The following is a 23,821-nucleotide window of genomic DNA, read 5'->3' on the forward strand; positions in this document are numbered from 1 at the left end:
GGAGTTCCCGGGCCTTCCGCGCTCCCCGCAAAACCTCTTTGCCAACCGTGGTAAGCTGCATCCGTGGGGACCCCCTCTCTCCTGGAGTGGTCCCCACATTTTTACTCCTCCAGTCTCACATGTGTCTGGCCGGGTTCAGGGATGGGCCATGCGGCCCCAGCCCCTAGGGTTCTTTTGAGGCCAGCCTCTACGATCCGAACACCCCCGCTCAGGCCTCCGCCATCCTGTCTGCCCCTCCGGTCCTGCTAACCCCGCCCGCACCCCCCCAACTGCCCGGCCCAGGCCGGACAGACCAAGCGGTGTCCGAACCGACGGTTCCGGTTCCAGGGTGCTGAGCAGCGGCCAGGCCACCCTCCCCTCGCAGGCCGGCAAAAACCGCTTGCAACGGTCCGTAGCAAAACCCGAAGGCCATCCCAACTCGGAGACCTGCCGACGAAGACCCATCCTACTTCTCGAAAGAGCCTTTAGACTAAGGCCGCTTTGAGGACCCTACCGCTCCTTTTGCTCCTTTTGGCAACAGGCGTGCGAAGCCAAGACATCCCGCCGGTGCGCGTGGGTGGACACCCGGGTTTCACCCGGGTGGTTCTCGACCTGCCCAAAGGGGCCACCTACGAGATAGAGCCCCTGGGCGCAGCGCTTCGGGTTACCCTGAGAGGGGTAGGGGTAAGCCCTGGGATACGGTTCGTAGAGCGGCCTGAGCTGGCCGGGTACGTGCTGGAACAGCACGAGGATAGGGCGGTGTTGCTGTTGCTCACCCCCCAGGGCGCCACCCCTCGATCGGGCTACCGCACCTTATCCCTCCCCGCTTTGGAAGGGGAGGGTGAGCGGCTGGTGGTTGACCTCTCAGGGGCCTTCGTGGATAGGAGCCCGCTTACCCCACAACCCGCCTTCCGCTTCGTTAGGGCCAGCGGACGGCGCTTCTCGGTGGTGGTGGACGCCGGTCATGGGGGAAGCGACCCAGGAGCCCTAGGACCGGTGGCGGAGAAATGGGTCACCCTGGAGCTAGCCCTACGGGTGCGCCGCTTCCTCCAGGAGGCTGGGGTAGAGGTGGTCTTGACCCGAGAGGGGGATACGGCCCTTTCCGCTGACAAGCGGACCGACCTGTCGTACCGAGCGGCGCTGGCCAACGGCAAACACCTGTTCGTCTCCATCCACGCCAACGCTGCCCCGCCTGGGAAGGCCGAGGGATGGTGTGGTCTGGAGGTCTACTACCACGGCCCACCCGGGGCACGGCCCTTTTTCCCCTCCCCTGCACCGCTGCCCCCCACCCCATCCCCTCTGGTCACCACGCCCATGGAGCTCGCCGCACCGCTTCAGCCGGGAGGGCTCGAGCCCACCCCAACCGACCTCGAGGACACCCCCTCCCCCGCTCCAAGGATGAACTCTCTGCGCCGTCAGGAGCTCTCCCGGAGCCTGGCCAGCCGCGTGCTGGCCCACATGCTGGGGACCACCGCAGCCTTCAACCGAGGGGTGCGCAGCGCCGACTTCTACGTGTTGCGCCACACCACAGTGCCAGCTGTTCTGGTTGAGGTTGGCTACCTTAGCCACCCCCTGGAGGGGTTGAACCTCACCGACCCCCACTACCTCGACCGGCTGGCCTACGGCCTTGCTCAAGGGGTGCTCGCCTACCTGGAAAACGACCACCCGCTGGAACCCAGCCCCTAGGCTGGCAGCGTCCGGCCCCGTCTGCTACCCTACTGGGCATGGACTGGCTCCTGAACCTCCTGCTGATTGCGCTAGGCGTGGTGCTCCTGTACTTTGGGGGAGAGGCCTTGGTCAAAAATGCGGTGGTGTTGGCCCGAAGCTGGGGGGTGAGCACCATGGTGGTGGGGCTGACAGTGGTGGCCTTCGGGACCAGCAGCCCCGAGCTGGCCGCCAGCCTGGCAGCCGCGCTTTCAGGCAGTCCAGCCATCGCCCTTGGGAACGTGGTGGGCTCCAATATCCTGAACATCTTGCTCATCCTGGGCCTCACAGCCCTAATTCAACCCATCAGAACCCAGGCCCTTTTCATCAAACGGGAGATGCCCATCTTGATTGGAACCACGGCCCTGCTCTTTCCCATGGTCTACTTTGACGGGCAGATCGGCCGCGGGGAGGGAATCTTGCTGCTGCTTCTGCTCGGCCTTTACATCTGGTTCCTGTTCCGGGATGGTGAGGAAAGCGCGGAGGTACAGCAAGAATTCGACCAGGAGTACGGCCGGCCCTCGCAGGCAAGCTGGAAAAGCTACCTTGGGGTCGTTCTAGGGCTGGTGCTGCTGGGCGTGGGGGCTCGCGTCCTCACGAAAGGATCGGTTGCCCTGGCCCAGGCCCTTGGGGTGCCCGAGCTGGTCATCGGCCTCACGGTGGTTGCTTTGGGCACCAGCCTCCCCGAGGTGGCGGCCTCCATTACCGCCGCCCTGCGGCATGAGCCGGACATCGCTTTGGGCAACATCGTAGGCTCAAACATCTTCAACATCCTGGGTATCCTGGGCGCCACGGCCTCGGTGGCGCCGATAAGCCTCCCTTGGGAGAGCGTGGCCCGGGACGCATGGGTAATGCTTGGGGCCAGCCTTTTGCTCTGGCCTTTTCTGGCCACAGGGCTACGCCTAGGGCGACGCGAAGGTGGGGTTTTTCTGGGCCTGTATGCCCTTTACATCGTCTGGATTCTGCACAGCTCGCAAGGGGCCTAGCCCTAGGGGGAGCAAAGCCCCACCACTGCCCGCTCCAGGGCCAGGCGTGGGTCCTTCCCGGTTTTGGCCGCCAGCTCGGCTTCCAAAAGGATTTCCAGGGCCCGCCCCACTGCCTCGCCGCTCATCCCCTTGGCCAGGGACAAGGCCTGCTTGGCGGCGAGAGGGTGAAGGCCAAGGGCTTTCGCCAAAGCCCCCTCCCCAAGGAAAGGTTCATCCCGCAGGAGGGCCCAAGCCTTGGCCACCTGCACGTACTGCCAGGAAAGAGCCGCCAGGATGCGCAAAGGGTCTTCACCCCGCTCCAGAAGGTCGCGCCCTAGGCGCAAGGCTTGGGTGAGCCGGCCCTCCGCAGTGGCGCGCACCAGCTCAAACCCCGAAAGGGGAGGGTCCAGGGCCACCAGGGCCTGTACCTTTTCCAGGGTGAGGGGAGGGGTTGCTAGGGTGAGCTTGCGCAGCTCCTGATCGAGGGCCTCCAGGCCCATGGGGTTCTCCCTACCCCCCACCAGGCCAGCCAGGTAGGAGGCAACCGCCCCGCTCAGCCTAAGCCCGTGGTGGCGGGCGCGGTTGGCTACCCACTGGGCCAGCTCCCTGGGGCCTGGGACGGGGTGGTCGCGCCTTTGGGCCCTCTCGGCGTACCAGCGGCCCCGGGACGCGCTCGGCTTGGGATCAAGGAGCAGGACCACAGCCCCTTTAGGCAGGGCTTCCAGCACCTCCCGCAAGGGCTTCCAGTCGGCCTCGGCCAGCTCGCGCAGGTCCACCAGGGCTCCACCAGGACCAAACAGCCCCCCCTGAACCTCCTGAGCCACGAGAGCGGCGTCGGGAGGCACCAAGCGGAGCGGAAGACCCTGCAGGCGGGCCTCCTGCAGGAGGGCCTCGCGAGCTAAGAAGGGCTCACCGGTGAAGACCAGTATCATTGCGCCGGCGTCTCGGTCTCGGGCGCGGTGGAAAGGGGGGCGGGCTTTCGAGGGTCTTCCTCCTCAGGAAGCCGGACCCCTTGGGTTTTGGCGTAATCCCACCAGAGCTGCAGGAGCTGGGGCTCGAGCTCCATGGTCATCCCCTGGGCCCGGTTGAGCTCGTTGCGGGGCAGGCCGTTGTTGACCACCAGCCCCACCGGGTCTAGGGTAAACTTGGCCCAGGCCTGGCCGTCCCGGGTCACGTACACATGCGGCTTCTCCTGGGCGCTGCCCGACTTTACGTAGAAGCGGAAACCAGCGCGGCGCAAAAGGGTCAGCACGCCCTTAGTCTACTGTCTTGAACCCAGCGCCGGTAGAATTGCAGGAGCGGTGCTGCGGCTTCGGTTTATCCTGGCTCTGGCCATACTGGCGGGGTTCTTCTTCTACAGCTGGCGCGGCTTGGGCGAGCTTTTCCGGGAGCGAGGCCGCTACACCGATGCGCTGGGTCTGATCCCCGCGGCCACCCCTCCACTGCGGTTTGGGGTGCCCTCTTTGCAGGAGCTGGCGGTCCGCTACCACCTGGACCCCAAACAGGCCACCTGCGCCCTCTGCCATGTAGGGGCCGAGGGGAGTGGGAATTTCAACCCTTTCGGCCAGGACTACCGGGCCGCAGTGCAGCGGCTCTTAGCGGAGATGGAAGGTGCCGAGCGCAAGAGCATCTTCCAGCTCAGCCCGACCCAGGTTCGCCAGGCCCTCGCGGAGGCTACCCGCGACGGTTTGGACTCGGATGGGGACGGCTACGACAACGACCTGGAGCTGCTCTTCGGCTTCCACCCCGGGGACGGGGCCTCTCGGCCCAGTCGGCCGGCCGAGGTTCTGCTGGTCCATCGGGAGCGGCTACGCCAGGCGGCGCGCTCGAGCCAGCTCGAAGCCCTCCTGCGCCGGGGAGCAGGAAGACCAGCGGACCCGGGTTTCTGGGGTCACCCGGAAGGAGGCATCCCCCTAGTGCGGCTCGAGCGGCTGGCGCTATACCAGGCCGCGCTGGAGGCCCCCTAGATGCCCAGGCTCCCCACCCGCTGCTTCTCCACCGGAAGCCCAGTCAGCCCGTTGAAGGCGTCTACCTCCTCCAAGAAGCGGTGGAACAGGTAAAGCGAGTCGTGGGGGCCAGGACAGGCTTCGGGGTGGTACTGGACGCTGAAGACCGGATAGCGCAGGTGGGCCATACCCTCCAGCGTCCCGTCGTTGAGGTTGATGTGGGTAGGCCTGAAGTCCTTGAGGGTGTCAGGGTCTACCGCGTAGCCGTGGTTTTGGCTGGTGATTTCAATCTTGCCGGTGAGCAGGTTCTTGACCGGGTGGTTGGCCCCCCGGTGGCCGAACTTGAGCTTAAAGGTGCGCCCCCCTGCCGCCAGGCCCAGCAGCTGGTGCCCCAGGCAGATGCCAAAGGTAGGCAGAAGGCCCATCAGCTTCCAGAGGGTCTCGTGGGCGTAGCGGGGCATGCTAGGGTCGCCGGGTCCGTTGGAGACGAAGAGGCCGTGGGGCTCTAGGGCCATAATCTGCGCCGGGCCGGTCTTGCCCGGCACCACGATCAGCTCAAACCCCAGCTCGGCCATGTAGCGCATCTGGGCGTGCTTGATGCCGAAGTCCATCACCACCACCCGGCGGGAGCCTTTGAAGGTGGGGAACTGGTAGGGTAGCGGGGTGGAGACCTCCGGCGTCATGTCCCGCCCGTCAATGTCGGTCCAGCGGCGCGCCTCTTCCTGCAGGGCCGAGAGGTCTTCTGGGGTAAAGCGATGGTCAGGTGAACCAAAGTAGCTGGCATGGGCAATCACCCCCTTGAGCACACCCCCCTCGCGAATTTTGCGCACCAGGGCCCGGGTATCTATGCCCTCCAGCCCCACCACACCGGTGTCCTGAAGGAACGCCTCCAGGCTCTGCTGAGCCCGGGGGCCCGCAGCATAGCGGCTGAACTCCCGGGCCACAAAGCCTCGCACCCAGGGCCGGTTGCTCTCCATGTCAAAGACGTTCACCCCATAGTTGCCCTGGTGGGGGTAGGTCATCACCACAATCTGCCCGTTGTAGCTAGGGTCGGTCAGGATTTCCTGATAACCGGTCTGGGCGGTGTTGAAGACCACCTCCCCCACACTCTTGCCCCGGTGCCCAAAGGCGTAGCCGTGGTAGACGGTCCCGTCCTCCAGCACCAACACTGCGCGCTCTCTCATCTCATCCCCCACTCCATCCTACGGGCCACTGGTGGGCCTTTTGTAAGCCTCTTCCGGGCTCAGGATCTTGGTCACCCCAATCTCACGGCAGTTGTCGTAAAAGGGGCAGGCGCTGCACTCGGCGTAGACCTTGGGCGGCAGGGCTTCGCGGGTGGTCACGTGGTAGCCCAGGCTGGTGAAGAACCGAACCTGCAGCGTCCAGGCGAAGATCTGAGGAATGCCCAGGTCCTTGGCCTCCCGCTCGGCGGCCAGGGCAATCCAGCGCCCCAAACCCTGCCCCTGCCGCTCAGGGTGGATGGCCAGCCCCCGCACCTCAGCGATGTCGTGCCAAAGGATGTGCAGGGCCCCGCTCCCAACGATGTGGCCGTCCTCGTCCTCAAGTACGAAGAAGTCGCGCAGGTTCTCGTAGAGGTGGTTGTGGCTGCGCACCAGCATCAGGCCCCGTTCGGCCCAGTATCGGATGAGCTGGTAAATCTGGTCCACATCCTTTATGCGGGCCTTGCGCAGCTCCACGTCGGCCTCGCGGCGCACCTTGGGCAAAGGGGTGGTGGCCAGTTCAACGGGGTCGCTCATGCCTCTACCTCAATCTTGGCCTGGCTAAGGGCCTGCCGCACCGCTTCAGGCGCGGTACCCCCGTAGCTTTTTCGGCGGTGGATGGCCGTCTCCAAACGGGTGAGGGATAGGGCCTCCTCGCCGAACAAAGGATGGAAGCCTTGCAGCTCAGCGAGGCTCAGGTCGCGCAGCTCCTTGCCCGACTCAGCGCAGTGGCGCACAACGCGCCCTACCACATGGTGGGCCTCCCGGAAGGGCACCCCCCGCAGGGCCAGGTAGTCGGCCAGTTCGGTAGCCAGGGAAAAGCCCGACTCGGCGGCTCGAGCCATGGCTTCGGGGTTCCAGCGGAGGCCCGGCAACATGGCCGCAAGCAGCCGGACCGAGGCCCGGTAGGTGTCCACCGCATCGAAGAGGGGTTCCTTGTCCTCCTGGAGGTCTTTGTTGTAGGCCAGGGGAAGCCCCTTGGTCAGGGTGGCCAGGGCCACGAAACTCCCCAGCACCCGCCCCACCTTGGCCCGGATCAGCTCCGCGTGGTCGGCGTTCTTCTTCTGGGGCATGATGGAGGAGCCGGTGGAGAAGGCATCCGGCAGGGTTACAAAGCCGAATTCAAAGGTGGAGTAGAGGACTATCTCCTCGGCCAGCCGCGAGAGGTGGACCTGACCAATGGTCAAAGCGGCCAGAGCTTCTAGGACGAAGTCGCGCGAGGCCACCGCATCCAGGGAGTTGCGCATGGGCCGGTCAAAACCCAGCGCCTGGGCCGTGTAGTGGCGGTCTATGGGAAAGCCCGTTCCCGCGAGCGCCGCCGCTCCCAAAGGGGACTCGTTGAGCCGCCTTAGCGCATCCTGGATACGTCCTGTGTCGCGGGTCAGCATCTCGTAGTAGGCCAAGAACCAGTGGGAAAGGAGGACCGGCATGGCCCTCTGCAGGTGGGTATAGCCGGGCAGGACGAGGGGAGGCTCGAGGTACCGCTCAGCCTCCTCCACCAGCACCCTGCGCAAGGTCCTGAGTTCCTCCAGCAAGGCGGTGAGCTCACCCCGCAACCACAACCGCAGGTCAGTGGCCACCTGGTCGTTGCGGCTGCGAGCGGTGTGCAGCTTGCCCCCCACCGGGCCCACCAGCTCGGTGAGGCGGGCCTCTATGTTCATGTGCACGTCCTCGAGCTCCTCCCGCCAGGGAAAGCGGTCCTCCAGAATTTCCTGGCGCACCCTCAGAAGCCCCTGGCGAATCTGCTCGGCCTCCTCGGGGCTCAGGATGCCCTGGCGGGCCAGCATGGCCGCATGGGCCAGCGAGCCCTCAATGTCCACCAGGGCGAGCCGCTGGTCGAAGCTCCAGGAGGCGTTGAACTCCTGCGCAATCTTGCTGGGCGCCTCGCTGAAGCGCCCTCCCCAGGTCCTCTGCAGCTTCCCGCTCAACGCCCCTCCTAGTCCTTGGGCTGGGCCTTGGCCCGCACCCGAAGGCGCAGCGCGTTCAACTTGATGAAACCCTCGGCGTCGGCCTGGTTGTAGCCGCCCTTCTCGTCAAAGGAGACCAGGCTCTTATCGTAAAGCGAGAGCGGCGACCTGCGACCCACCATGATGATGTTCCCCTTGTAGAGCTTGAAGCGCACCGTTCCGGTCACGGTCTTGGCCACATGGTCCATATAGGCCTGCAGGGCCTCCCGCTCGGGGGCAAACCAGAAGCCGTTGTAAACCAGCTCAGCGTACTTAATCCCGAGTTGGTCGCGCTGACGCAACACCTCCCGGTCCACGGTGAGGCTCTCTATGGCCCGCCGGGCGTGGTAGATGAGGGTACCCCCCGGGGTCTCGTAGACCCCGCGCGACTTCATGCCCACAAAGCGGTTTTCCACCAGGTCTACCCGCCCAATCCCATGCCGCCCACCGATCTCGTTGAGCCGGGCCAGCAGGCTCGCAGGGGAAAGCCGCTCGCCGTTTACCGCCACCACGTCGCCGCCCTCGAGCTCTAGCTCCACCAGCTCAGGCTCATCGGGGGCGTCCCAGGGGTCCTGGGTCATGCGGAACATCCCCGAGGGGGGCTCAGCCCAAGGGTCCTCCAGAACGCCGCCCTCAAAGGAGTTGTGCAGCAGGTTGGAGTCCACGCTGTAGGGTTTTTCGGGGGTAGTGGGCACCGGGATGCCGTGGAGGGCAGCGTACTCCATCATCTGCGTGCGGCTTACCAGGTCCCACTCCCGCCAAGGCGCAATGACCTTTATGTCGGGTTTTAGGGCATAGGCGGTGAGCTCAAAGCGCACCTGGTCGTTGCCCTTGCCGGTGGCCCCGTGGGCGATGGCCTCAGCCCCCTCCTCCTGAGCAATGCGCACAAGGTGCTTGGCGATGAGGGGGCGAGCAATAGAGGTACCCAACAGATAGTAGCCCTCATACAAGGCCCCGGAACGCATCATGGGAAAGACAAAGTCCCGCACGAACTCCTCGCGCAGGTCCAAGGCGTAGGCCTTGGACGCCCCAGTTCTCAAGGCTTTCTGCCGCGCCTCTTCCACTTCCTCGCCTTGACCAATGTCGGCGGTGAAGGTGATGACCTCGGCGTTGTAGTTCTCAATCAGCCACTTGAGGATAATGCTGGTGTCCAGGCCGCCGGAGTACGCAAGCACGATCTTCATCCATTCACCTCTTGAGCCGGGAAGACGCCCCGCACGAAGCTACACACTACAGCCTCGCCCCGGCGGACACAACCACCGTCCACCCCCAACGCATCGCATAAGTATACGAAGCCCCTCCTGGTCAGTCAAGTTCTCTCCCCCGGAGGGCAGGAGAAACCGCCTCCTTATCTGCATTTTTATAAAAGCCGTGGGGACAGCCCGCCCAAGCCTTCACCCCAACGGGGAAGGGGGCTTCTGGTAGCCTGGGCCCATGGAGTGGATGTACGCCGGTCTGGCCGGCTACCTGCTGGGCTCGCTGCCCTTCGCCTACTGGTTTGGGATACTGCAAAACAAGAACCTGTTGACCGAAGGCTCAGGAAACATCGGTGCCCGCAACGCCTGGCGGGTGCTGGGGGCGGTGCCTGGGCTTATGGTGCTGGTGCTGGACATCGCAAAGGGCCTGATGGCGGTGGCCTTGGGAGAGTTCCTGGCCCAGCACCCTGGGGGAGGGCTCCTGGGGGGAAGCCTGGCGGTGTGGGGCCACTGCTACTCAGTCTGGCTCCTGGGACGGGGCGGAAAGGGCATTGCCCCCAGCCTAGGGGTTCTCTTCGCAGTCCACCCAGCGCTGCTGGGGGTGGCCTTTGGGTCTTTCGGGCTGGCCTACCTGCTCACCCGCCACCCCTACCGAAGCGTTCTGCTTTCAGCGCTGGTCTTTCCGCTGGCCTCGAGCTCGCTGGGGGCAAGTCTGGCCTACCTCTGGTTCGGCTTTGGGGTGGCTGTACCAGTGGTGCTCAAGCACCTGGCCGATTGGAACCGACGTCCCTAAGACACAGCCCAAGGAGCTGCTAAGCTTGCCCTAGGTGAGAAGGATGCTGGACGAGACGCTGGTTAGCGAGGTGTTGGGACAGGCCCGAAGAGGAGGGGCCAGCTTTGCCGAGCTGTACGTGGAGCGCTGGCGGCGGCGGGCTGTGCGGCTGCTCTCTGGCGAGGTGAAGGAGGCCACCAGCGGGATAGAGTACGGGGCAGGGCTCAGGCTCTTCTACGGCACTGAGGTGGTCTACGGCTACACCAACGACCTAAGCCCAGAGGGGCTGCTGGAGGTCAGCGAGACCTTGGTGCGCTTGAAGGGCCAGGCCGGCCAGGTGGACCAAGCCGGGCGGGGCGGGCTCGACTTTCGCAAGGCGGTGGCCCAAGGGCTGCACGCCCCGGTGGTACCCCTTTCCGCACGGGACAAGCGCTACCGGCTGGAGCGCCTTCTGGAGGCCGAGGCGGGGGCCCGGGTGGGCCCCGAGATCGTACAGGTGCAAACCCAGCTTCTGGAGTGGGAGCAGGAGGTGCTGGTGGCCAACAGCGAGGGGGCCTGGTGCGAGGACCGCCGGGTGCGCACCCGGCTCTACGTAACCGCCATCGCCCAGGGCGAGGGGGGCCTACAGACCGGGGTGGCAGGACCAGGCCTCTCGGTGGGCCTGGAGCTCTTTGACCGCTACCCCCCTGCTGAGGTAGGGCGCAAGGCGGGCCTGCAGGCCCTCACCAACCTGCGGGCCAAGCCCGCACCGGCAGGTCCTATGCCGGTGGTCATCGGCAACGGCTTCGGGGGGGTCATCTTCCACGAGGCCTTAGGTCATCTGCTCGAGACCACCTCCGTGGCCCGCAAGACCAGCGTCCTGGCCGACCGACTGGGCGAAAAGGTGGCTGCCGACTGCGTGACCTACATTGACGACGGAACCATCCCGCACGGCTGGGGCTCCTCGGAGTTCGATGATGAGGGCCGGCCTACCGAGCGCACCGTGCTGATCGAAAACGGGGTGCTGAAAAGCTACATGGTAGACCGCTGGGGCAGCCTCCTCACCGGCTACCGGCCCACCGGCTCGGGCCGCCGCCAAGACTACACCTTCGCCCCCACCAGCCGGATGCGCAACACCTTCATTGCCCCCGGCAACACGCCCAAGGAGAAGCTCTTTGAGGGCGTTGAGTTCGGCCTCTATGCCGCCGACTTGGGCGGCGGACAGGTGTTGCCCGGCTCTGGGGAGTACAACTTTGCCGTGAAGGAAGGCTACATCATCCGCCATGGGCGCGTTGAGGAGCCCGTGCGGGGGGCCATGCTGGTGGGCAAGGGTCCTGAGAGCATAAAGCGCATCGTGGCGGTGTCGGACGACCTGGAGATGGGCCCCGGTATGTGCGGCTCGCTTTCGGGCAGCCTACCGGTGGAGGTGGGCCAGCCCCACCTGCTCATTTCGGAGATTGTGGTAGGGGGACAGGCCTGAGCCTGAGGGAGGGCACATGACCTTTGAGGAAGCCAAAGACTACCTTTTGCGCAAGGCTCGGGAGCTGGGGCTGGAGCTCGAGGTGCTGGCCGCAAAGAACCGCGAGCTCGCGGTGCAGGCCCGGGAGGGCCGGATTGAGGAAATCACCCAGGCCAACCAGGGTGGCGTGGGGGTCCGGGCAGTGGTGGCGGGCAAGACCGGCTACGCCTACACCGAGGAGCTGACCCCAGAAGCCCTGGACTGGGTCTTGCAGGAGGCCCGCGAAAACGCCCTGTTGCAATCGGAGGCAGGGGGGTTCCTACCGGTCGGCGGAGCGCTGGGCCGGCACGACCTTCTGGGCGAAGGGCTTTCGGCCCCGCTGGAGCAAAAACGCCAAAAGGCCCTGGACCTCGAGGCGGGCCTGCGGGTTGACCCTCGGGTCAAACAGGTGCAGATGACCCGTTACGCCGAGCACGAGACCCAGGCCATCCTGGGCTCCACCGGGGGGGTCTCTGGGGCTTTCCGCAACGGCTATGCCCTGCTCCTGACCAACGCCGTGATGGGCGAGGGGCAGAGCCTCAAACAGGGCTACGAGTTCGAGCTGGCCAAGGAGTTCCACGCTCTCGAGCCAGGCCGCACCGCCCAGGCGTTCCTACAGAACACCGGCCGCCTGCTGGGGGCCCGCCCCCTCAAGACCGGGCGCTACAGGGCCTACTTTGAACCCAAAGCCTTCGCCCAGCTGCTGGGCACCATGGGCTGGTTCCTGCTCTCGGCTAAGAACGTGCTGGAGGGTAAGAGCCTCCTGGCAGGCAAAATCGGCCAAAAGGTAGCCTCGGAGATCTTCACCCTGGTAGACGACCCCACCCTCCCGGGCGGGCTGGCCTCCCGCCCCTTTGACGCCGAGGGCACCCCCTCCAAGCGGACGGTGCTTATTGAGCGGGGGGTCTTGCGCACCTTCGCCCACAATGCCGAAACCGCCCGCAAGATGGGGGCCGAGAACACCGGCCACGCCGCCCGCAGCTACAAGGGGGTGCTGGGCGTCGCCCCTACCAACCTCTTCGTGGAGCCGGGCCAGGGGGTCAGACCCGACAGAGGGGTTGTGATCACCGACCTGATGGGCCTGCATGCTGGGGCCAATCCCATCTCGGGCGAGTTCAGCCTACAGGCCCTGGGCCTCTGGGTGGAGGGGGGCGAGGTAGCCTACCCGGTGGAGAACTTTACCGTGGCGGGGAATTTCCTGGAGCTCCTCTCCCGCATCACCGCCTTGGGAACGGAGCTCGAGTGGAACCCCATGATGGGCATCGTGGGCTCGCCCATGGTAGAGGTAGCCGAGCTGTCCTTTGCTGGGGCTTAGAATGCGCGGCTACCGGGTCGGGCAGGCCCTGCGGGTTGAGTTTTGGAAATACCCCGGCCACACCCTCCACTACTGGTGGGAAGCAGAGGTGGCCGAGCTACGGGAGGAAGGGGTGCTGGTCCACATGCCGATCGGCTTTCGCTTCCACCACGAGAGCAAAGGGCGCGTGGTGGAGGTGCCCCACCAGGCCTACGTGGCCTTCTTTGCGGACCGCTGGTACTCAGGAGGGCCCGACCTGGACGCCCAAGGACGGGTTCTGGAGTACTACTGGAACATCCAGACCCCTCCGCAGTTTGAGGAGGGCCGCATCTGGCAGTACGACCTAGAGATAGATGTCCGGTGCAAGGCCGACCACACCTGCCAAACCCTGGACCTAGAGGAGTTCGCCACCAAGCTCCCGTTCTATCCAGCCGAGTGGGTGGAAAGGGCCAGGAAAGCGGTGGAAGAGGTGGAGGCCCATATGCGGCGGTGGGCCTGGCCTGTGCGGCCGCCAGCCCAGGGAGGAGACTGGCTGGAGCGGGTCTGAGGGCTTGACCCCACACCCCAGGCGGGGGACAATCTACGGATATGCGAGGCCTGTCCAACCGTGTCCGGACCCTGAAGCCCTCCGCCACCGTAGCGGTGAACGCCAAGGCCATGGAGCTACGGCGACAGGGGGTAGATCTCATCGCCATGACCGCCGGGGAGCCCGACTTCGACACCCCTCAGTTCATCAAGGAGGCGGCCATACGGGCCCTGGCCGCGGGCAAGACCAAGTACGCCCCGCCCGCCGGCATCCCAGAGTTGCGGGAGGCCATCAGCGCGAAGTTCAAGCGCGAAAACGGACTGGAAATACCCCCGGAGGCCACCGTGGTCACGGTGGGCGGCAAGCAGGCCCTATTCAATCTCTTCCAGGCTATCCTCAACCCTGGGGACGAGGTCATCGTCATCGGCCCTTACTGGGTTAGCTATCCCGAGATGGTGCGCTTCGCCGAGGGGGTGCCGGTGGAGGTGCTCACCGGCCCCGAGTCGGGCTTCATCCCCGACCCTGCCGATATCGAGCGCAGGATAACCTCCCGCACCAAGGCCATCGTGGTCAACTCCCCGGGAAACCCCACCGGTGCGGTCTACCCCAAGGAGGTGCTCACGGCCATCGCCGAGCTGGCCCAGAAATATGACCTCTACGTGGTTTCCGACGAAATCTACGAGCACCTCATCTACGAAGGCGAGCACTTCTCCCCCGCGCGGGTCGCCCCTGAGCATACCATCACCGTCAACGGCGCGGCCAAAGCCTTCGCTATGACTGGCTGGCGCATCGGCTATGCAGGTGGCCCTAAAGAGGTCATCAAGGGCATCATCGATGTTTCCAGCCAGTCCACCACCAGCCCCGATACCATCGCCCAGTGGGCTATGGTGGAGGCCCTAAACAACGTGGAGGAAGCCCAGCGCTTTATCACCATGGCCCGTGAGGCCTACCGGGCCCGTCGGAGCATCATCGTGGAGGGGCTCAACGCCCTGGGCCTGCCCACCCCGCGGGTTAGCGGAGCCTTTTACGTTCTATCCGATGTCTCGCGCGTAGACCCCGACGAGCAACGGGCCGCGCTCAGGCTGCTCAACGAGGCCCGGGTAGCGGTGGTCCCGGGCACCGACTTCGCCGCCCCACGGCACGTGCGCTTCAGCTACGCCACCAGCGAGGAGAACATCCGCAAGGCCTTGGAGCGAATCGCGGCCGTTCTCTAGGCGAGGCGCTCCTCTAGCCTAGAACTCCATAGCGTAGGTCATCACCGCGCTCTCTTCGCGAAAACCCAAACCGCGGTAGAGGGTCTGTGCGGCTTTTTCGTGGTCATGGGCCCGCACCCGGAGGAGCTCAACGGTGGGCTGGGCAAAGGCCCAGTCGGCCACAGCACCCAGCAGGGCCCGCCCCAGGCCTCTACCCCGGGCCTCGGGCACCACCCCAATGTAGGCCACCTCAGCCTCCTTGTCCCCCAGCTCGAGCTCAGCCAGGCCCACCGCCTGCCCCTTTCGGCTGTAGGCCAGGAAAAGCTCCACCCCAGCCTCCAGAAAGTGCTGGCAGAGCTCCTCGTCGGTCCAGCGCAGGCGCAGGCTCCAGCCATCCTCAACCCGGCTGTAGAGCTCCCGGTAGACCTCAGGGTCACAGCGCTCAACCCGCTCAATCCGAAAACCCTGGGGTACCGGGCAGGAAAGGTCGGCCCGCCCGATGGTGTAGAAGTAGGTGGTGTGCTGGGCAGAAAAACCCATCCCTTCCAAGAGGCTTCGGACCCTTTGGTTGCGGGCCTCAGGAAAGGCGTACAGGGCAGAATAGCCCCGCTGGCGGGCTTTGCGGATGAGGTGGGCCAGCAAGGCCCGGCCATCCCCTCCTCGGACGATGGGGCCCTCGAGCGCCGCCCCATCCCAAAAGGGCACCAGGGCCCCGTAGCCCTCCACCCGACCTCCCTCGAGCCAAACCCAGGCCTGCTCCTCGCCCACCAGAAGCTCCCACCAAAGGCCTTCGGGGGTACGGGCCTCTGGGGCCAGAGCCCGACGCTCGGGGGCCTGATCCATCCAGGCCAAAAGTTCGGCGAGCTGGGAAAGGTGCTGCTGGGTCACCGGTCGGTTCACCGCACACCCCCGCAAACGGCGTTTTTCGTATTGTACTACGCCCACTTTTGTTAGAATCGGGCCACGCAAAATGAGCCCTTATGTCCTCTTTGTCGTCAATCCCGCCGCCGGGCGGGGCAGGGTCGGCCGGATGCTGGAGCACCTGCAGCGCCTCATCCAGCGGCGGGCGGATGGCCTGAGGGTCGAGGTGGCGGTAACCCAACGCCCCGGCCATGCCACCGAGCTGGCCCAGAAAGCTCCCTCCCAAAGCCGGGTGGTGGCCGTGGGCGGTGACGGCACCGTCCACGAGGTGGTGCGGGGCCTGGCAGGCTCGGACAAAGCCCTGGGGGTGGTGCCCATCGGCAGCGGCAACGACTTCGCCCGGATGGTGGGCCTGCACCGGCTCGGGCTGGAGGCTGCGGTGGAGGCCGCGCTGCGGGCCCCAGCGCACCCTGTGGACCTGGGCCTGGTCAACCAACAACCCTATGGGGCCAGCCTGGGCATCGGGTTTGACGCCGCAGTGGCCCGCAAGGCCCTAGAGGCCCCCACCCTTTTGCGGGGCATGCCGCGCTACTTGTACTCTCTCTTCGGGGTGCTCCGGGAGCTCGAGCTGCCGCAGCTGGAGCTTTACCAGAACGACCGCCTGCTCTACCAAGGCCCGAGCCTGCTGGTAGCCCTGATGAACGCGCCCACCTACGGCGGTGGCATCCCCATCGTGCCCCAGGCTGTACCCACCGATGGGCTGCTCTCGGTGGCGGTGGCAGGCAGGTTCAGCCGGCTGGGGGTGGTGGGCATCCTGCCCCGTCTGCTGACTGGCCGGCACGTGCACCATCCCCGGTTGCGCTTCTTCCAGGGCGAGGCCTTCCTAGCCCGCTTCGATCGCCCCGTCCCTGCCCATACCGACGGTGAGCTGATCCCACCCTCCACCGAGTACCGCGTGCAGGTAGTGCCTGGGGGCCTTTCGGTGGCCGGCTTTGGAGGGTGATGTGTAACCACACCAGCCATGGGCTGGCCTGGTACATTAGGGAGCATAGGGCTCAGCGCCCCCACAGGAGAGGATTGGCATTGGTGAACGAGGCCAGTTGGAAGCTATTCGCTCCGCTCTCAATTGAAGGGGCCACCCTCCTGATCGAACACCAGGACCTGCCCTCGGGCATGGCCATCCGGTTGGGAGGGGCAGGGGGGGTGGTGCTCAAACCCCAGGAAGCCCAGGAGCTCCTGCTCAACCTGCTCACCGGCGAGTCCTGGGTCAGCAGCCGGTTGGTCTGGGCCGCCCCCCGGCTGCACATCGGCCAGCGAGGCTACAACCTGAACGAGCGGGCCAAACTGGCCCTGATTGAAGCCCTGCAGGCCCTCTTAGTGGAGTCGCAGGGAACCGCCATCAACCCCATGCCCAAGGAAACCTGGCAGCGGGCCTTGCTCGAGCTCTCCCGCCAGCGCTTCGTGGGCGTGGAGGAGGCCCTGCCCAAACTGGGAGAGATGCTCATCGGGCTGGGGCTGAAGGGCCTTTGCCTGTGGCTGCGGGAGGCCAACCAGACTGCTTTGAAACCCGTGGGGCAGTACCCCGAGGCTGCTCCCCTCGAGGCCCTCTCCCCCGAGCGCCAACCGGTCTACTTTCAGGTGCTGGAGCACAACCTCCTCATCGCCGCCGAGGACGCCCGCCAGGACGCCCGCATGAACGAACTGCGCGAAATTCTGCTAAGCCGCGGCCTGGGCGCGGTGCTGCAGGTGGTTCTGCACAGCGAGGGTGGCCTGTGGGGCCTGCTTTGGCTTGAAAGCCTCCAGCCGCGCAAGTGGAACCCCAGCGACGAGACCATGGCCCTGGCCGTGGCCCAAGTCATCGAGCGCATCCTGCGTCCGCTGAAGGACGAGCTCAACATCCAAGCCCCTGAGCGCCGCTCACTTGCGGTGCGGCGCAGTGAGTTTGAAATCAACCTAGCCCAGGCGCTTTCGCTGGCCCAACGCCATGGCCGTTCGCTGGCCCTAATGCGCATCCGAGTGGAGGGGATGAACCGAGCCCAAACCGAGCAGGCCGCCCGCGAAATCGCCTACACCCTTCGCCAAAGCGATTCGCTGGCCTATCTGGGGGAGCAGGGCTTCGCCCTCCTGCTCTCTGAGGTGCGCTTCACCGCAGGGGCCAGCCGAGTAGCCCACCGCCTTCTGGGCCGGCTCCGGTCAGCCTTATCCGGACTCAAGGTGGGCATTGGGATTGCAATGTACCCTCAGGACGCCACCAGCGCAGAGGGCCTTTGGACCCAGGCCGAGCAGGCCTGCGCCAAGGCGCTGGAAAGCGGCGGGGGCATCCGCCTCCTAACCCCAGGGGCCAGCGAGCTCCAGGAGGCCCTAAACCAGAATAGCCTGACCCTGCACTTCCAACCGATCTACAGCCTGGGCGACCTCGAGCTCGCAGCAGTGGAGGCTCTGGCCCGCTGGCCCAAGCCCAAGGGGCTCTACCAGGCAGGAGACTTCCTGCCCCTGGCGGAACAGGCGGGTCTGCTGAGCGCACAAGACCGCTGGACTTTGGAAAAGGTTCTGGAGCAGGCCGCGCTCTGGAAGCCCTCCGGGGTAAACGCCCGCTTCAGCGTGAACATCTCCGCAGAAACCCTAGCCGATCCCAACTTCCCTACCCTGCTGCGGGAGATGCTCTCCACCAAACGGCTCCCCGCCGACACACTGATCCTGGAATTCAAGGAAGAGGCCATCCTAAGCGACTTAGAGACCGCCAGCCGCAGCCTGGAAATCCTGAAGCACCTGGGGGTGGACATCGCCTTGGACAACTTCGGCACCAATCCCTTGCCCCTCACCCAGCTGAGGCGCCTGCCGCTGGACTGGATTAAGCTCAACCCCGCCCTATCTACCTCAGAAAACGCGCCCCTGGCCAAGGCCGCCATTGAGATGGTGCACGCCGTGGGGGCCAAAGCAGTGGCCAAAGGGCTGGAGGAGCAGTCCCAGCTCAGCCGCATGAAGGAGCTGGGGGCTGACCTGGGCCAGGGGCACATCCTGGGCTGGCCGGTGCCTGCAGAGGACCTAGGGGCCCTCTTGGTCTGGGGTATCGGCTCCTGAGCCATGGTCGAGGGCGCCCTACTCCGGCTCCTCCTCTGGCCACTGCCAGGCCTGCTGGCCTTCCTGTCTGGGCGCGCTTTCTGGGCAAGGCGCACCCGGGTAGGCCTGGGGCTGCTCCTTGCCGCCCTACTGACCGCTACGCTGAGCAAGCCCTTCTGGGTGGGTCTGGCGTCCCTCCTCGTCGGAGGGCTGCTCGGGCTAACCTCCCCCCGGAAGCACCGCTAGGTCTACTTCCTCCCAAAGTCGGCGGGGTTCTCCCCCCAGCGCTCGGTCTGCCACTTGAGGATGGGGTTGGTGTAGGCGTTGGCGTGGAGCCAGGCCTCTGCCTCCGCAATCCGCTCAAAAAGCTCGGCGCTGGCCGGGGTTCGGGCCAAGCCGGTACGGGCCTTTTTCTCCTGGACCCAGCGGATGGCGTTCAGGGAGTCGGTGTAGATGGGCCAGTTCCAGCCCCTCTCCTTGCAAAGCCTTAGGGCCTCCACAATGGCCAGAAACTCCCCCACGTTGTTGGTTCCGCGAGCAAGCCGCTGGCGGAAGAGCTCCCGACCGGTTGCGGTCTCCACGCCGCGGTACTCCAGCACCCCGGGGTTGCCGCTGCAGGCCGCGTCCACCGCCAAGCTCGGAACGATGGGGGAAGGCCCCCCGAACGCCCCCTCTCCGGAGCTCCGGTGGCCCTCCAAACCCCTAGAAAAGGCCCTCTGGGCCTCACCCAGGCTGCCGAAGGCCTTATACCGGGCTCCGGAGAAGCCCTTGACCTGGGCCTCTGCCTCAGCCCAGGAGTCAAACACACCGGTTTGGCGCCCTTTCCACACCACATAGTAGCGACCCATCGGGCTAAGTGTACCCTACTGTGCCCTTTACGGGCGGCCGCTGCTGCACAGCCGCCCTACACCGGCGAGCGGCCTACGGGCCGGGGTCTGAAAGCTCGGGGAATTTCTGGAAAAACCGGGCCAGCTTGGGCGCGATTACCAAAGCGCAGTAGGGCCTGTGGGGGTTGCGCCGGTAGTACCCCTGGTGGTATTCCTCAGCTGGGTAAAAAGCCTCAAAGGGAAGCAGCTCGGTCACCAGGGGCTTATCCCAAACCCGGGCCGCCTCGAGCCGCCGCATGACCTCCTGGGCCGCTTCCTTCTGGGCAGGGGAGTGGTACAGGATGATAGAGCGGTACTGGGGGCCCACATCGTGGCCCTGCCGGTCCTTGCTGGTAGGGTCGTGGATGGCGAAAAAGACCTCTAAAATTTCGCGAAAGCTGACCTCGCTGGGATCAAAGGTAAGCTGCACCACCTCGGCGTGGCCGGTCTGCTGGCTGCAAACCTGCTCGTAGGTGGGGTTGGGCAGATGCCCCCCGGCATAGCCTGAGACCACCCGGCGTACCCCCTTCACCCGCTCAAACACCGCTTCCAGGCACCAGAAGCACCCGCCCCCTAGGGTGGCCACTTCCAACTCAGCCATTCCCCATCCCCCTCAGTCCGCCGCCACAACGCGGACCGGAAAAAGCGGGCGGGCCTGCTGGGCCAACTGCCCCCTTAGCTCCAAAAACCGCTCCTTGGCCTGCTGCCCCAAGAACCCCGGTGGGGTAAGTTCGGGTGGCAAGCCCGGGTCAAGAAAGAGGTTCTTGCGGGCCTGATGAATCAAGTGGGTCAGCCGGGCAAAGGCCTCCTCGGGGGTTTTGGGTCGTGCCAGAGGCTGGGCCAAAAAGGCCTGGTAGCGGGCCTGAGCCTCCCTTAGGTTGAAGGCCTTCTCCACCAGCCCAGCGGAAGGGGTGGCGGAGAAGCGCTCAGCTTGGAAGAGCTCCACATAGTTCTGAAGACCGTAGAAGCCCACCAGGTCGCGGGCCGCCTCGAGCGAGGCGTTGGGGCTTATCCAAACCCCTGGGGCCGGGGTACCGAAACCCAGGAGAATCAGCTCGTTGCGGAAGCGGTCGCGCACGGTGCGCTTGGCCTCGGGGACCGCGTAGACCAGAATGCGCCAGCGGCCGTCCCAAGGCCCCCCATAGCCATACAACCGCTCCCTCACCCGCTCCACCTGCCAGGCCACCCGGGGCGAGAGCCGGTAGTAGGCGCGCCGGCCCTCCTTTTCAGGAATGATCCACCCCCGCTTCACGCTGCGGGATACTGCCGCCCGCACGGCAGGCTCACTAAACCTCAGCAGTTGCATCCAGCGAATCAGGTCGCCCACCCAGGCCCGGTTTTCCGGGTAGAGGTACTCCATGTAAAGGGTGAACAGGTACGACCGTGCCCGCATCGGGCCCAGTCTAACCCCAAGAGCCCCACCTTGCCAGACAGGCATGAGCCCCCTAAGCGAGAGGGGCTTCACCACTGCGTGCGCAGGGGGTCCTGCTCCTGGCTGTTCGGGCGGCGCCAAGACCCCTCATAACGCTCCAAGTACCCTCTGGAGGTGGCCAAAATCCCCTCTCCCGGCCGCAGCTGGTTGACCACCAGGCCCAACACCTGGGCCCCAATTCGGGTGAGGTTATCCACCGCAACCTTCAGGCTGCGCCGCCCGGTGAGGCCTACGCTGACCACCACCAGCACCCCCGAAACCTGGGGAGCCACCACCAGGGTATCGGTCACCGCGAGCACCGGCGGGGTATCTATGATGATGGCCTCCCACTCCCCTGCCTCGCGCAAACGGCGCAGGAAAGGGCGGAGCTGCTGGGAGAGGAGCCCCGAGGGGTCGTCCACGCTCTGCAAGCAGGGCAGCAGGGAAAGCCCCCGCTCTACCTGATGGGCAGCAACCCCAAAAAGCGGATCCCGCAGCACCGAAATCACATCCGGTCCACTTTTGATACCGAACTCCGTGTGCAAAACGGGGCGATGCAGGTCCAGGTCAATGAGTAAGGTGGGCTTCCCGGTACGGGCGTAGGCCCGGGCCAAGGCGATGGCCACACTGCTCTTGCCGTCCTTAGCCTCCGGGCTGGTCACCGCCACAATCTTAGGCCCCTCCTCGCTCATCAGCCCGCGATTGACGTAGGTGCGCAGGTAGCTGGCCGCCTCTTTGGGCAGATTGCGGTCTGGGCCCAAAAGCCGGGGGAACTCCCCCAAGACCTGCAACCCGGTGAGCTCCATGGCCTCCTCGCTGCTGCGCACCGTGCGCACCAGGGCCTCCCGCAGGACGAAGAACAAAACCCCCAGGGCCAGGGTCAGCATCCCCGCCAGCAGCGCGTTGAGCAATGGACGGGGCGCCACCGGCCGAAGGGGAACCTCGGCCAGGTCCAGCAGGCTGAGCTGGCCGGTGGCCCCCTGCTCCAAGGCCCGCACCAGGTCCAAATCGCGCAGAAGACTCCCCTGCAAGCTGCGCAAGCCCTCCCGGCGCTCAGGCGAGCTGGCGCTTCGCTCCAGATCGGCCTGCACGGTGCGGAGCTGGGCCTCGAGCGAAACCCGGTACCGGCTAAAGCTGCCCCGCACCCGCTGGTCATCCCAACGGCGCAGAGCATCGGCCCACTCGTTGGCCAGCCGGGCGGCTCGAGCCGGGTCGTTGTCCCTAACGCTCAGGATAATGACGCTCGACTGCCGCCCGTCCACGGTACGCACCCGCAGCCGGCGGCGAAATTGCTCGAGGGTCTCCTGACCCTGAGAACCGCCTAGGGTTTCCTTGAGGACCTGGCTGCTCAAGGCCGCCTCACGGTAGGCCTGGCTGTCCAAGGGGCTAGCGACGGGCAGGCTGTTGAGACCGCTGGAAAAGGCAGTGGGCTGGGCTGCCAAAAGCCGGGCGGTAGCCTGGTAGACCGGGGTCTGCAAACGGGAGAAAAAGTAGACCCCAAACGTAGCCCCCCCGCAGAGCAAAAGCAGGAGCCATCTATGCCGCCAAAGCCGTTTGGCAAGCTCGGCAAAGTCCACCCTGATCAGGCCCGGAAGCTCCCTCATCTGGAGCGGATTGTACTACGAAAAAAAACTCCCAACCCCATCGCAAAAATGGGCATTACCCTCGGATTTACGCAACATATCCGCCCCAAAGGCCACGGGCCCAGGGGCGGCGATGGGGGTTCACCTTGGCTTAACGCTGCGCGTTGCGCCAACCTCAAGGCCGCAGGCGCTCGTAGGCGGGCAGGGTGAGGAACTCCTTGAACTCAGGCTGCAAGACCAGCTCATCCAAAAGCTCGGCCGCGGCCTCCAGGTTCCTCAAACCCTGCAGCTTGGCCATCTCCTCCTGCTTGAGCTGCCGGTAAAGCTCTGGGGTAAAGGGCCGCCCGTCGTCCAGCTTTGCCCCCTTACGAAGCCACTGCCAGAGCTGGGAGCGGGATATCTCGGCGGTGGCTGCGTCCTCCATCAGGTTGAAGATCGCCACCGCTCCGCTTCCCCCAAGCCAGGCCGCGATGTACTGTAGGCCCACGCTGATGTTGTTGCGCACCCCAGCCTCGGTGATCTTGCCGCCCGGAACCTCAAAATTGAGCAGATCCTGGGGCTGCACCTTCGCGTCCACATCCTCCCGCAAACGATCCTTTTGGTGAGGCTTCTCCCCCAACACCCGGTCAAAGACCGCCATGGCCACCGGCACCAGGTCGGGATGGGCCACCCAGGTGCCATCAAAGCCGTCGCCTGCTTCCCGCTCCTTGTCCTTGGTGACCTGCTCGATGGCCCGGGCGTTGACCTCGGGGTCCTTTCGGCTTGGGATAAAAGCCGACATCCCCCCAATCGCGTGGGCACCGCGTTTGTGACAGGTGCGCACCAAAAGCTCGGTGTAGGCCCGCATGAAGGGTACGGTCATGGTGACCTGGGCCCGGTCGGGGAAGAGCACCTCATGGGTAGCGAACTTCTTAATGCAGCTAAAGATATAGTCCCAGCGACCCGCATTGAGGCCCGCGGCGTGTTCGCGCAGCTCGTAGAGGATTTCCTCCATCTCAAAGGCCGCCAGGATGGTCTCAATAAGCACCGTGGCCCGGATCGTGCCCCGAGGGATTCCCAAGTAGTCCTGGGCGAAGTTGAAGACCTCGTTCCAGAGGCGGGCCTCGAGGTGGCTCTCGAGCTTGGGCAGGTAGAAATAAGGCCCACTACCCCGCTTCAGCAGCTCGTGGGCGTTGTGGAAGAAATACAGACCAAAGTCAAATAGGCTGGCCGATATGGGCTCCCCGTCTATCAGAAGGTGACGTTCCAAAAGGTGCCAGCCCCTGGGGCGCACCACCAGGGTGGCCGTCCTCTCGGCCAGCCGGTACTCCTTCTCTGGGGTGCTTAGGCTAATCGTGCGGCGCACCGCATCCATCAGGTTCTGCTGGCCTTGTACCACGTTTTCCCAGGTGGGCGAGAGGGCATCCTCGCAGTCGGCCATGAAGACCTTGGCCCCCGAATTGAGGGCGTTGATCATCATCTTGCGCTCGGTGGGACCGGTAATCTCCACCCTGCGGTCGGTGAGGTCGGGGGGAGCAGGCGCAACCTTCCAGTCCCCCTCCCGGATAAAGCGGGTGTGCTCCAGAAAAGCTGGCTTCTCACCAGCAGCTATGCGCTGGGCCACCTCTGCGCGGCGCTGGAGCAGACCCTTCCTAAACGCGCCAAACTCTCGCTGCAGGCCCGCCAAAAAGGCCAGCGCCTCCGGAGTCAGCACCGTTTCAGAGGCGGGCAACCTGGGGCCTAGTATCTCCACACCACGGGGCATCTCGCTCATAAGCCTCTCCCTTTCGCCATCTTCGCCGTCCAAGCCTAGCGCCCACCCACAATATTTGTCAATAGATGA

General features: G+C 65.3%; 22 protein-coding genes. 10 read left to right on the forward strand and 12 right to left on the reverse strand.

From position 1 onward, the window contains the following. Window positions 1–480: 480 nt before the first annotated feature. Both NZ849_RS07135 and NZ849_RS07140 read left to right on the forward strand, forming a co-directional pair. On the forward strand, window positions 481–1,665 hold the full coding sequence (locus NZ849_RS07135; RefSeq protein WP_295405636.1) for an N-acetylmuramoyl-L-alanine amidase: 1,185 nt from the start codon (window positions 481–483) through the stop codon (window positions 1,663–1,665). A gap of 38 nt (window positions 1,666–1,703) precedes the next feature. Further along, window positions 1,704–2,669: a calcium/sodium antiporter gene (locus NZ849_RS07140; protein WP_295405637.1), complete on the forward strand. Its 966-nt coding sequence runs from the start codon at window positions 1,704–1,706 to the stop codon at window positions 2,667–2,669. A 2-nt stretch (window positions 2,670–2,671) separates the two neighbouring features. On the opposite strand, the gene holA is transcribed toward NZ849_RS07140, so the two are convergent. After that, entirely contained in the window at window positions 2,672–3,580 is a 909-nt protein-coding gene (holA, locus tag NZ849_RS07145) for a DNA polymerase III subunit delta (RefSeq protein WP_295405638.1), read from the reverse strand. Further along, window positions 3,577–3,900, reverse strand: coding sequence for a DUF4160 domain-containing protein (locus tag NZ849_RS07150; protein WP_295405639.1), 324 nt, complete (start codon window positions 3,898–3,900; stop codon window positions 3,577–3,579). The genes holA and NZ849_RS07150 overlap by 4 nt, the downstream gene beginning before the upstream one ends. A 49-nt stretch (window positions 3,901–3,949) precedes the next feature. Here NZ849_RS07150 and NZ849_RS07155 point away from each other — a divergent pair, with 49 nt between their 5' ends. Beyond that, window positions 3,950–4,615, forward strand: coding sequence for a hypothetical protein (locus tag NZ849_RS07155; RefSeq protein ID WP_295405640.1), 666 nt, complete (start codon window positions 3,950–3,952; stop codon window positions 4,613–4,615). Here the strand turns inward: NZ849_RS07155 and carA are convergent. From carA to NZ849_RS07175, 4 genes are read right to left on the reverse strand one after another with little or no spacing between them, the layout of a single operon-like run. After that, window positions 4,612–5,778 carry a glutamine-hydrolyzing carbamoyl-phosphate synthase small subunit gene (gene carA / locus NZ849_RS07160; RefSeq protein ID WP_295405641.1) on the reverse strand — a complete coding sequence of 389 codons (1,167 nt, stop codon included), beginning with the start codon at window positions 5,776–5,778 and terminating at the stop codon, window positions 4,612–4,614. The two genes, NZ849_RS07155 and carA, sit on opposite strands and share 4 nt — an antisense overlap. 18 nt (window positions 5,779–5,796) lie before the next feature. After that, complete coding sequence (locus tag NZ849_RS07165; RefSeq protein ID WP_295405642.1) at window positions 5,797–6,351, reverse strand: N-acetyltransferase; 555 nt, start codon at window positions 6,349–6,351, stop codon at window positions 5,797–5,799. After that, window positions 6,348–7,742: an argininosuccinate lyase gene (gene argH, locus NZ849_RS07170; RefSeq protein WP_295405643.1), complete on the reverse strand. Its 1,395-nt coding sequence runs from the start codon at window positions 7,740–7,742 to the stop codon at window positions 6,348–6,350. Before argH ends, NZ849_RS07165 begins: the two co-directional genes overlap by 4 nt. Window positions 7,743–7,750: 8 nt before the next feature. Beyond that, entirely contained in the window at window positions 7,751–8,944 is a 1,194-nt protein-coding gene (locus NZ849_RS07175; RefSeq protein ID WP_295405644.1) for an argininosuccinate synthase, read from the reverse strand. A gap of 250 nt (window positions 8,945–9,194) precedes the next feature. Between NZ849_RS07175 and NZ849_RS07180 the strand changes: the two genes are divergently transcribed. The 5 genes from NZ849_RS07180 to NZ849_RS07200 are packed head-to-tail and all read left to right on the forward strand — an operon-like array spanning window position 9,195 to window position 14,239. Next, the gene (locus NZ849_RS07180; protein ID WP_295405645.1) at window positions 9,195–9,749 is read left to right on the forward strand and encodes a glycerol-3-phosphate acyltransferase; all 555 of its coding nucleotides are present in this window, start codon (window positions 9,195–9,197) and stop codon (window positions 9,747–9,749) included. 43 nt (window positions 9,750–9,792) lie between these two features. Further along, a complete protein-coding gene (locus NZ849_RS07185) occupies window positions 9,793–11,187 on the forward strand; it encodes a TldD/PmbA family protein (protein ID WP_295405723.1) in 1,395 nt (464 codons plus the stop codon). A 16-nt stretch (window positions 11,188–11,203) separates the two neighbouring features. After that, a complete protein-coding gene (locus tag NZ849_RS07190) occupies window positions 11,204–12,520 on the forward strand; it encodes a TldD/PmbA family protein (protein WP_295405646.1) in 1,317 nt (438 codons plus the stop codon). A 1-nt stretch (window position 12,521) separates the two neighbouring features. Next, window positions 12,522–13,046, forward strand: a complete 525-nt coding sequence (locus NZ849_RS07195) for a DUF402 domain-containing protein (RefSeq protein WP_295405647.1) — start codon at window positions 12,522–12,524, stop codon at window positions 13,044–13,046. 41 nt (window positions 13,047–13,087) lie between these two features. Continuing rightward, window positions 13,088–14,239 carry a pyridoxal phosphate-dependent aminotransferase gene (locus tag NZ849_RS07200; protein WP_295405648.1) on the forward strand — a complete coding sequence of 384 codons (1,152 nt, stop codon included), beginning with the start codon at window positions 13,088–13,090 and terminating at the stop codon, window positions 14,237–14,239. An 18-nt stretch (window positions 14,240–14,257) separates the two neighbouring features. Here NZ849_RS07200 and NZ849_RS07205 read toward each other — a convergent pair whose 3' ends face one another. Beyond that, window positions 14,258–15,118, reverse strand: coding sequence for a GNAT family N-acetyltransferase (locus NZ849_RS07205; protein WP_295405725.1), 861 nt, complete (start codon window positions 15,116–15,118; stop codon window positions 14,258–14,260). Window positions 15,119–15,188: 70 nt separating this feature from the next. Between NZ849_RS07205 and NZ849_RS07210 the strand changes: the two genes are divergently transcribed. Further along, complete coding sequence (locus NZ849_RS07210) at window positions 15,189–16,082, forward strand: diacylglycerol kinase family protein (RefSeq protein ID WP_295405650.1); 894 nt, start codon at window positions 15,189–15,191, stop codon at window positions 16,080–16,082. Between the two features lie 83 nt (window positions 16,083–16,165). Then, window positions 16,166–18,160, forward strand: a complete 1,995-nt coding sequence (locus tag NZ849_RS07215; protein WP_295405652.1) for a sensor domain-containing phosphodiesterase — start codon at window positions 16,166–16,168, stop codon at window positions 18,158–18,160. A gap of 227 nt (window positions 18,161–18,387) precedes the next feature. Here NZ849_RS07215 and NZ849_RS07220 read toward each other — a convergent pair whose 3' ends face one another. The 5 genes from NZ849_RS07220 to aceB form a co-directional block, all read right to left on the reverse strand. Beyond that, complete coding sequence (locus tag NZ849_RS07220) at window positions 18,388–18,987, reverse strand: ribonuclease H family protein (RefSeq protein WP_295405654.1); 600 nt, start codon at window positions 18,985–18,987, stop codon at window positions 18,388–18,390. 73 nt (window positions 18,988–19,060) lie between these two features. After that, the gene (gene msrA, locus NZ849_RS07225; protein ID WP_295405655.1) at window positions 19,061–19,606 is read right to left on the reverse strand and encodes a peptide-methionine (S)-S-oxide reductase MsrA; all 546 of its coding nucleotides are present in this window, start codon (window positions 19,604–19,606) and stop codon (window positions 19,061–19,063) included. Between the two features lie 12 nt (window positions 19,607–19,618). Beyond that, entirely contained in the window at window positions 19,619–20,398 is a 780-nt protein-coding gene (locus NZ849_RS07230; RefSeq protein WP_295405657.1) for a PaaX family transcriptional regulator C-terminal domain-containing protein, read from the reverse strand. A 68-nt stretch (window positions 20,399–20,466) separates the two neighbouring features. Next, entirely contained in the window at window positions 20,467–22,020 is a 1,554-nt protein-coding gene (locus tag NZ849_RS07235) for a tyrosine-protein kinase family protein (RefSeq protein WP_295405659.1), read from the reverse strand. Between the two features lie 154 nt (window positions 22,021–22,174). After that, window positions 22,175–23,752: a malate synthase A gene (gene aceB / locus NZ849_RS07240; RefSeq protein ID WP_295405661.1), complete on the reverse strand. Its 1,578-nt coding sequence runs from the start codon at window positions 23,750–23,752 to the stop codon at window positions 22,175–22,177. Between the last annotated feature and the right edge of the window lie 69 nt (window positions 23,753–23,821).

Origin of the sequence: Meiothermus sp., assembly GCF_025060375.1 — a bacterium.
Classification (GTDB): domain Bacteria; phylum Deinococcota; class Deinococci; order Deinococcales; family Thermaceae; genus Meiothermus.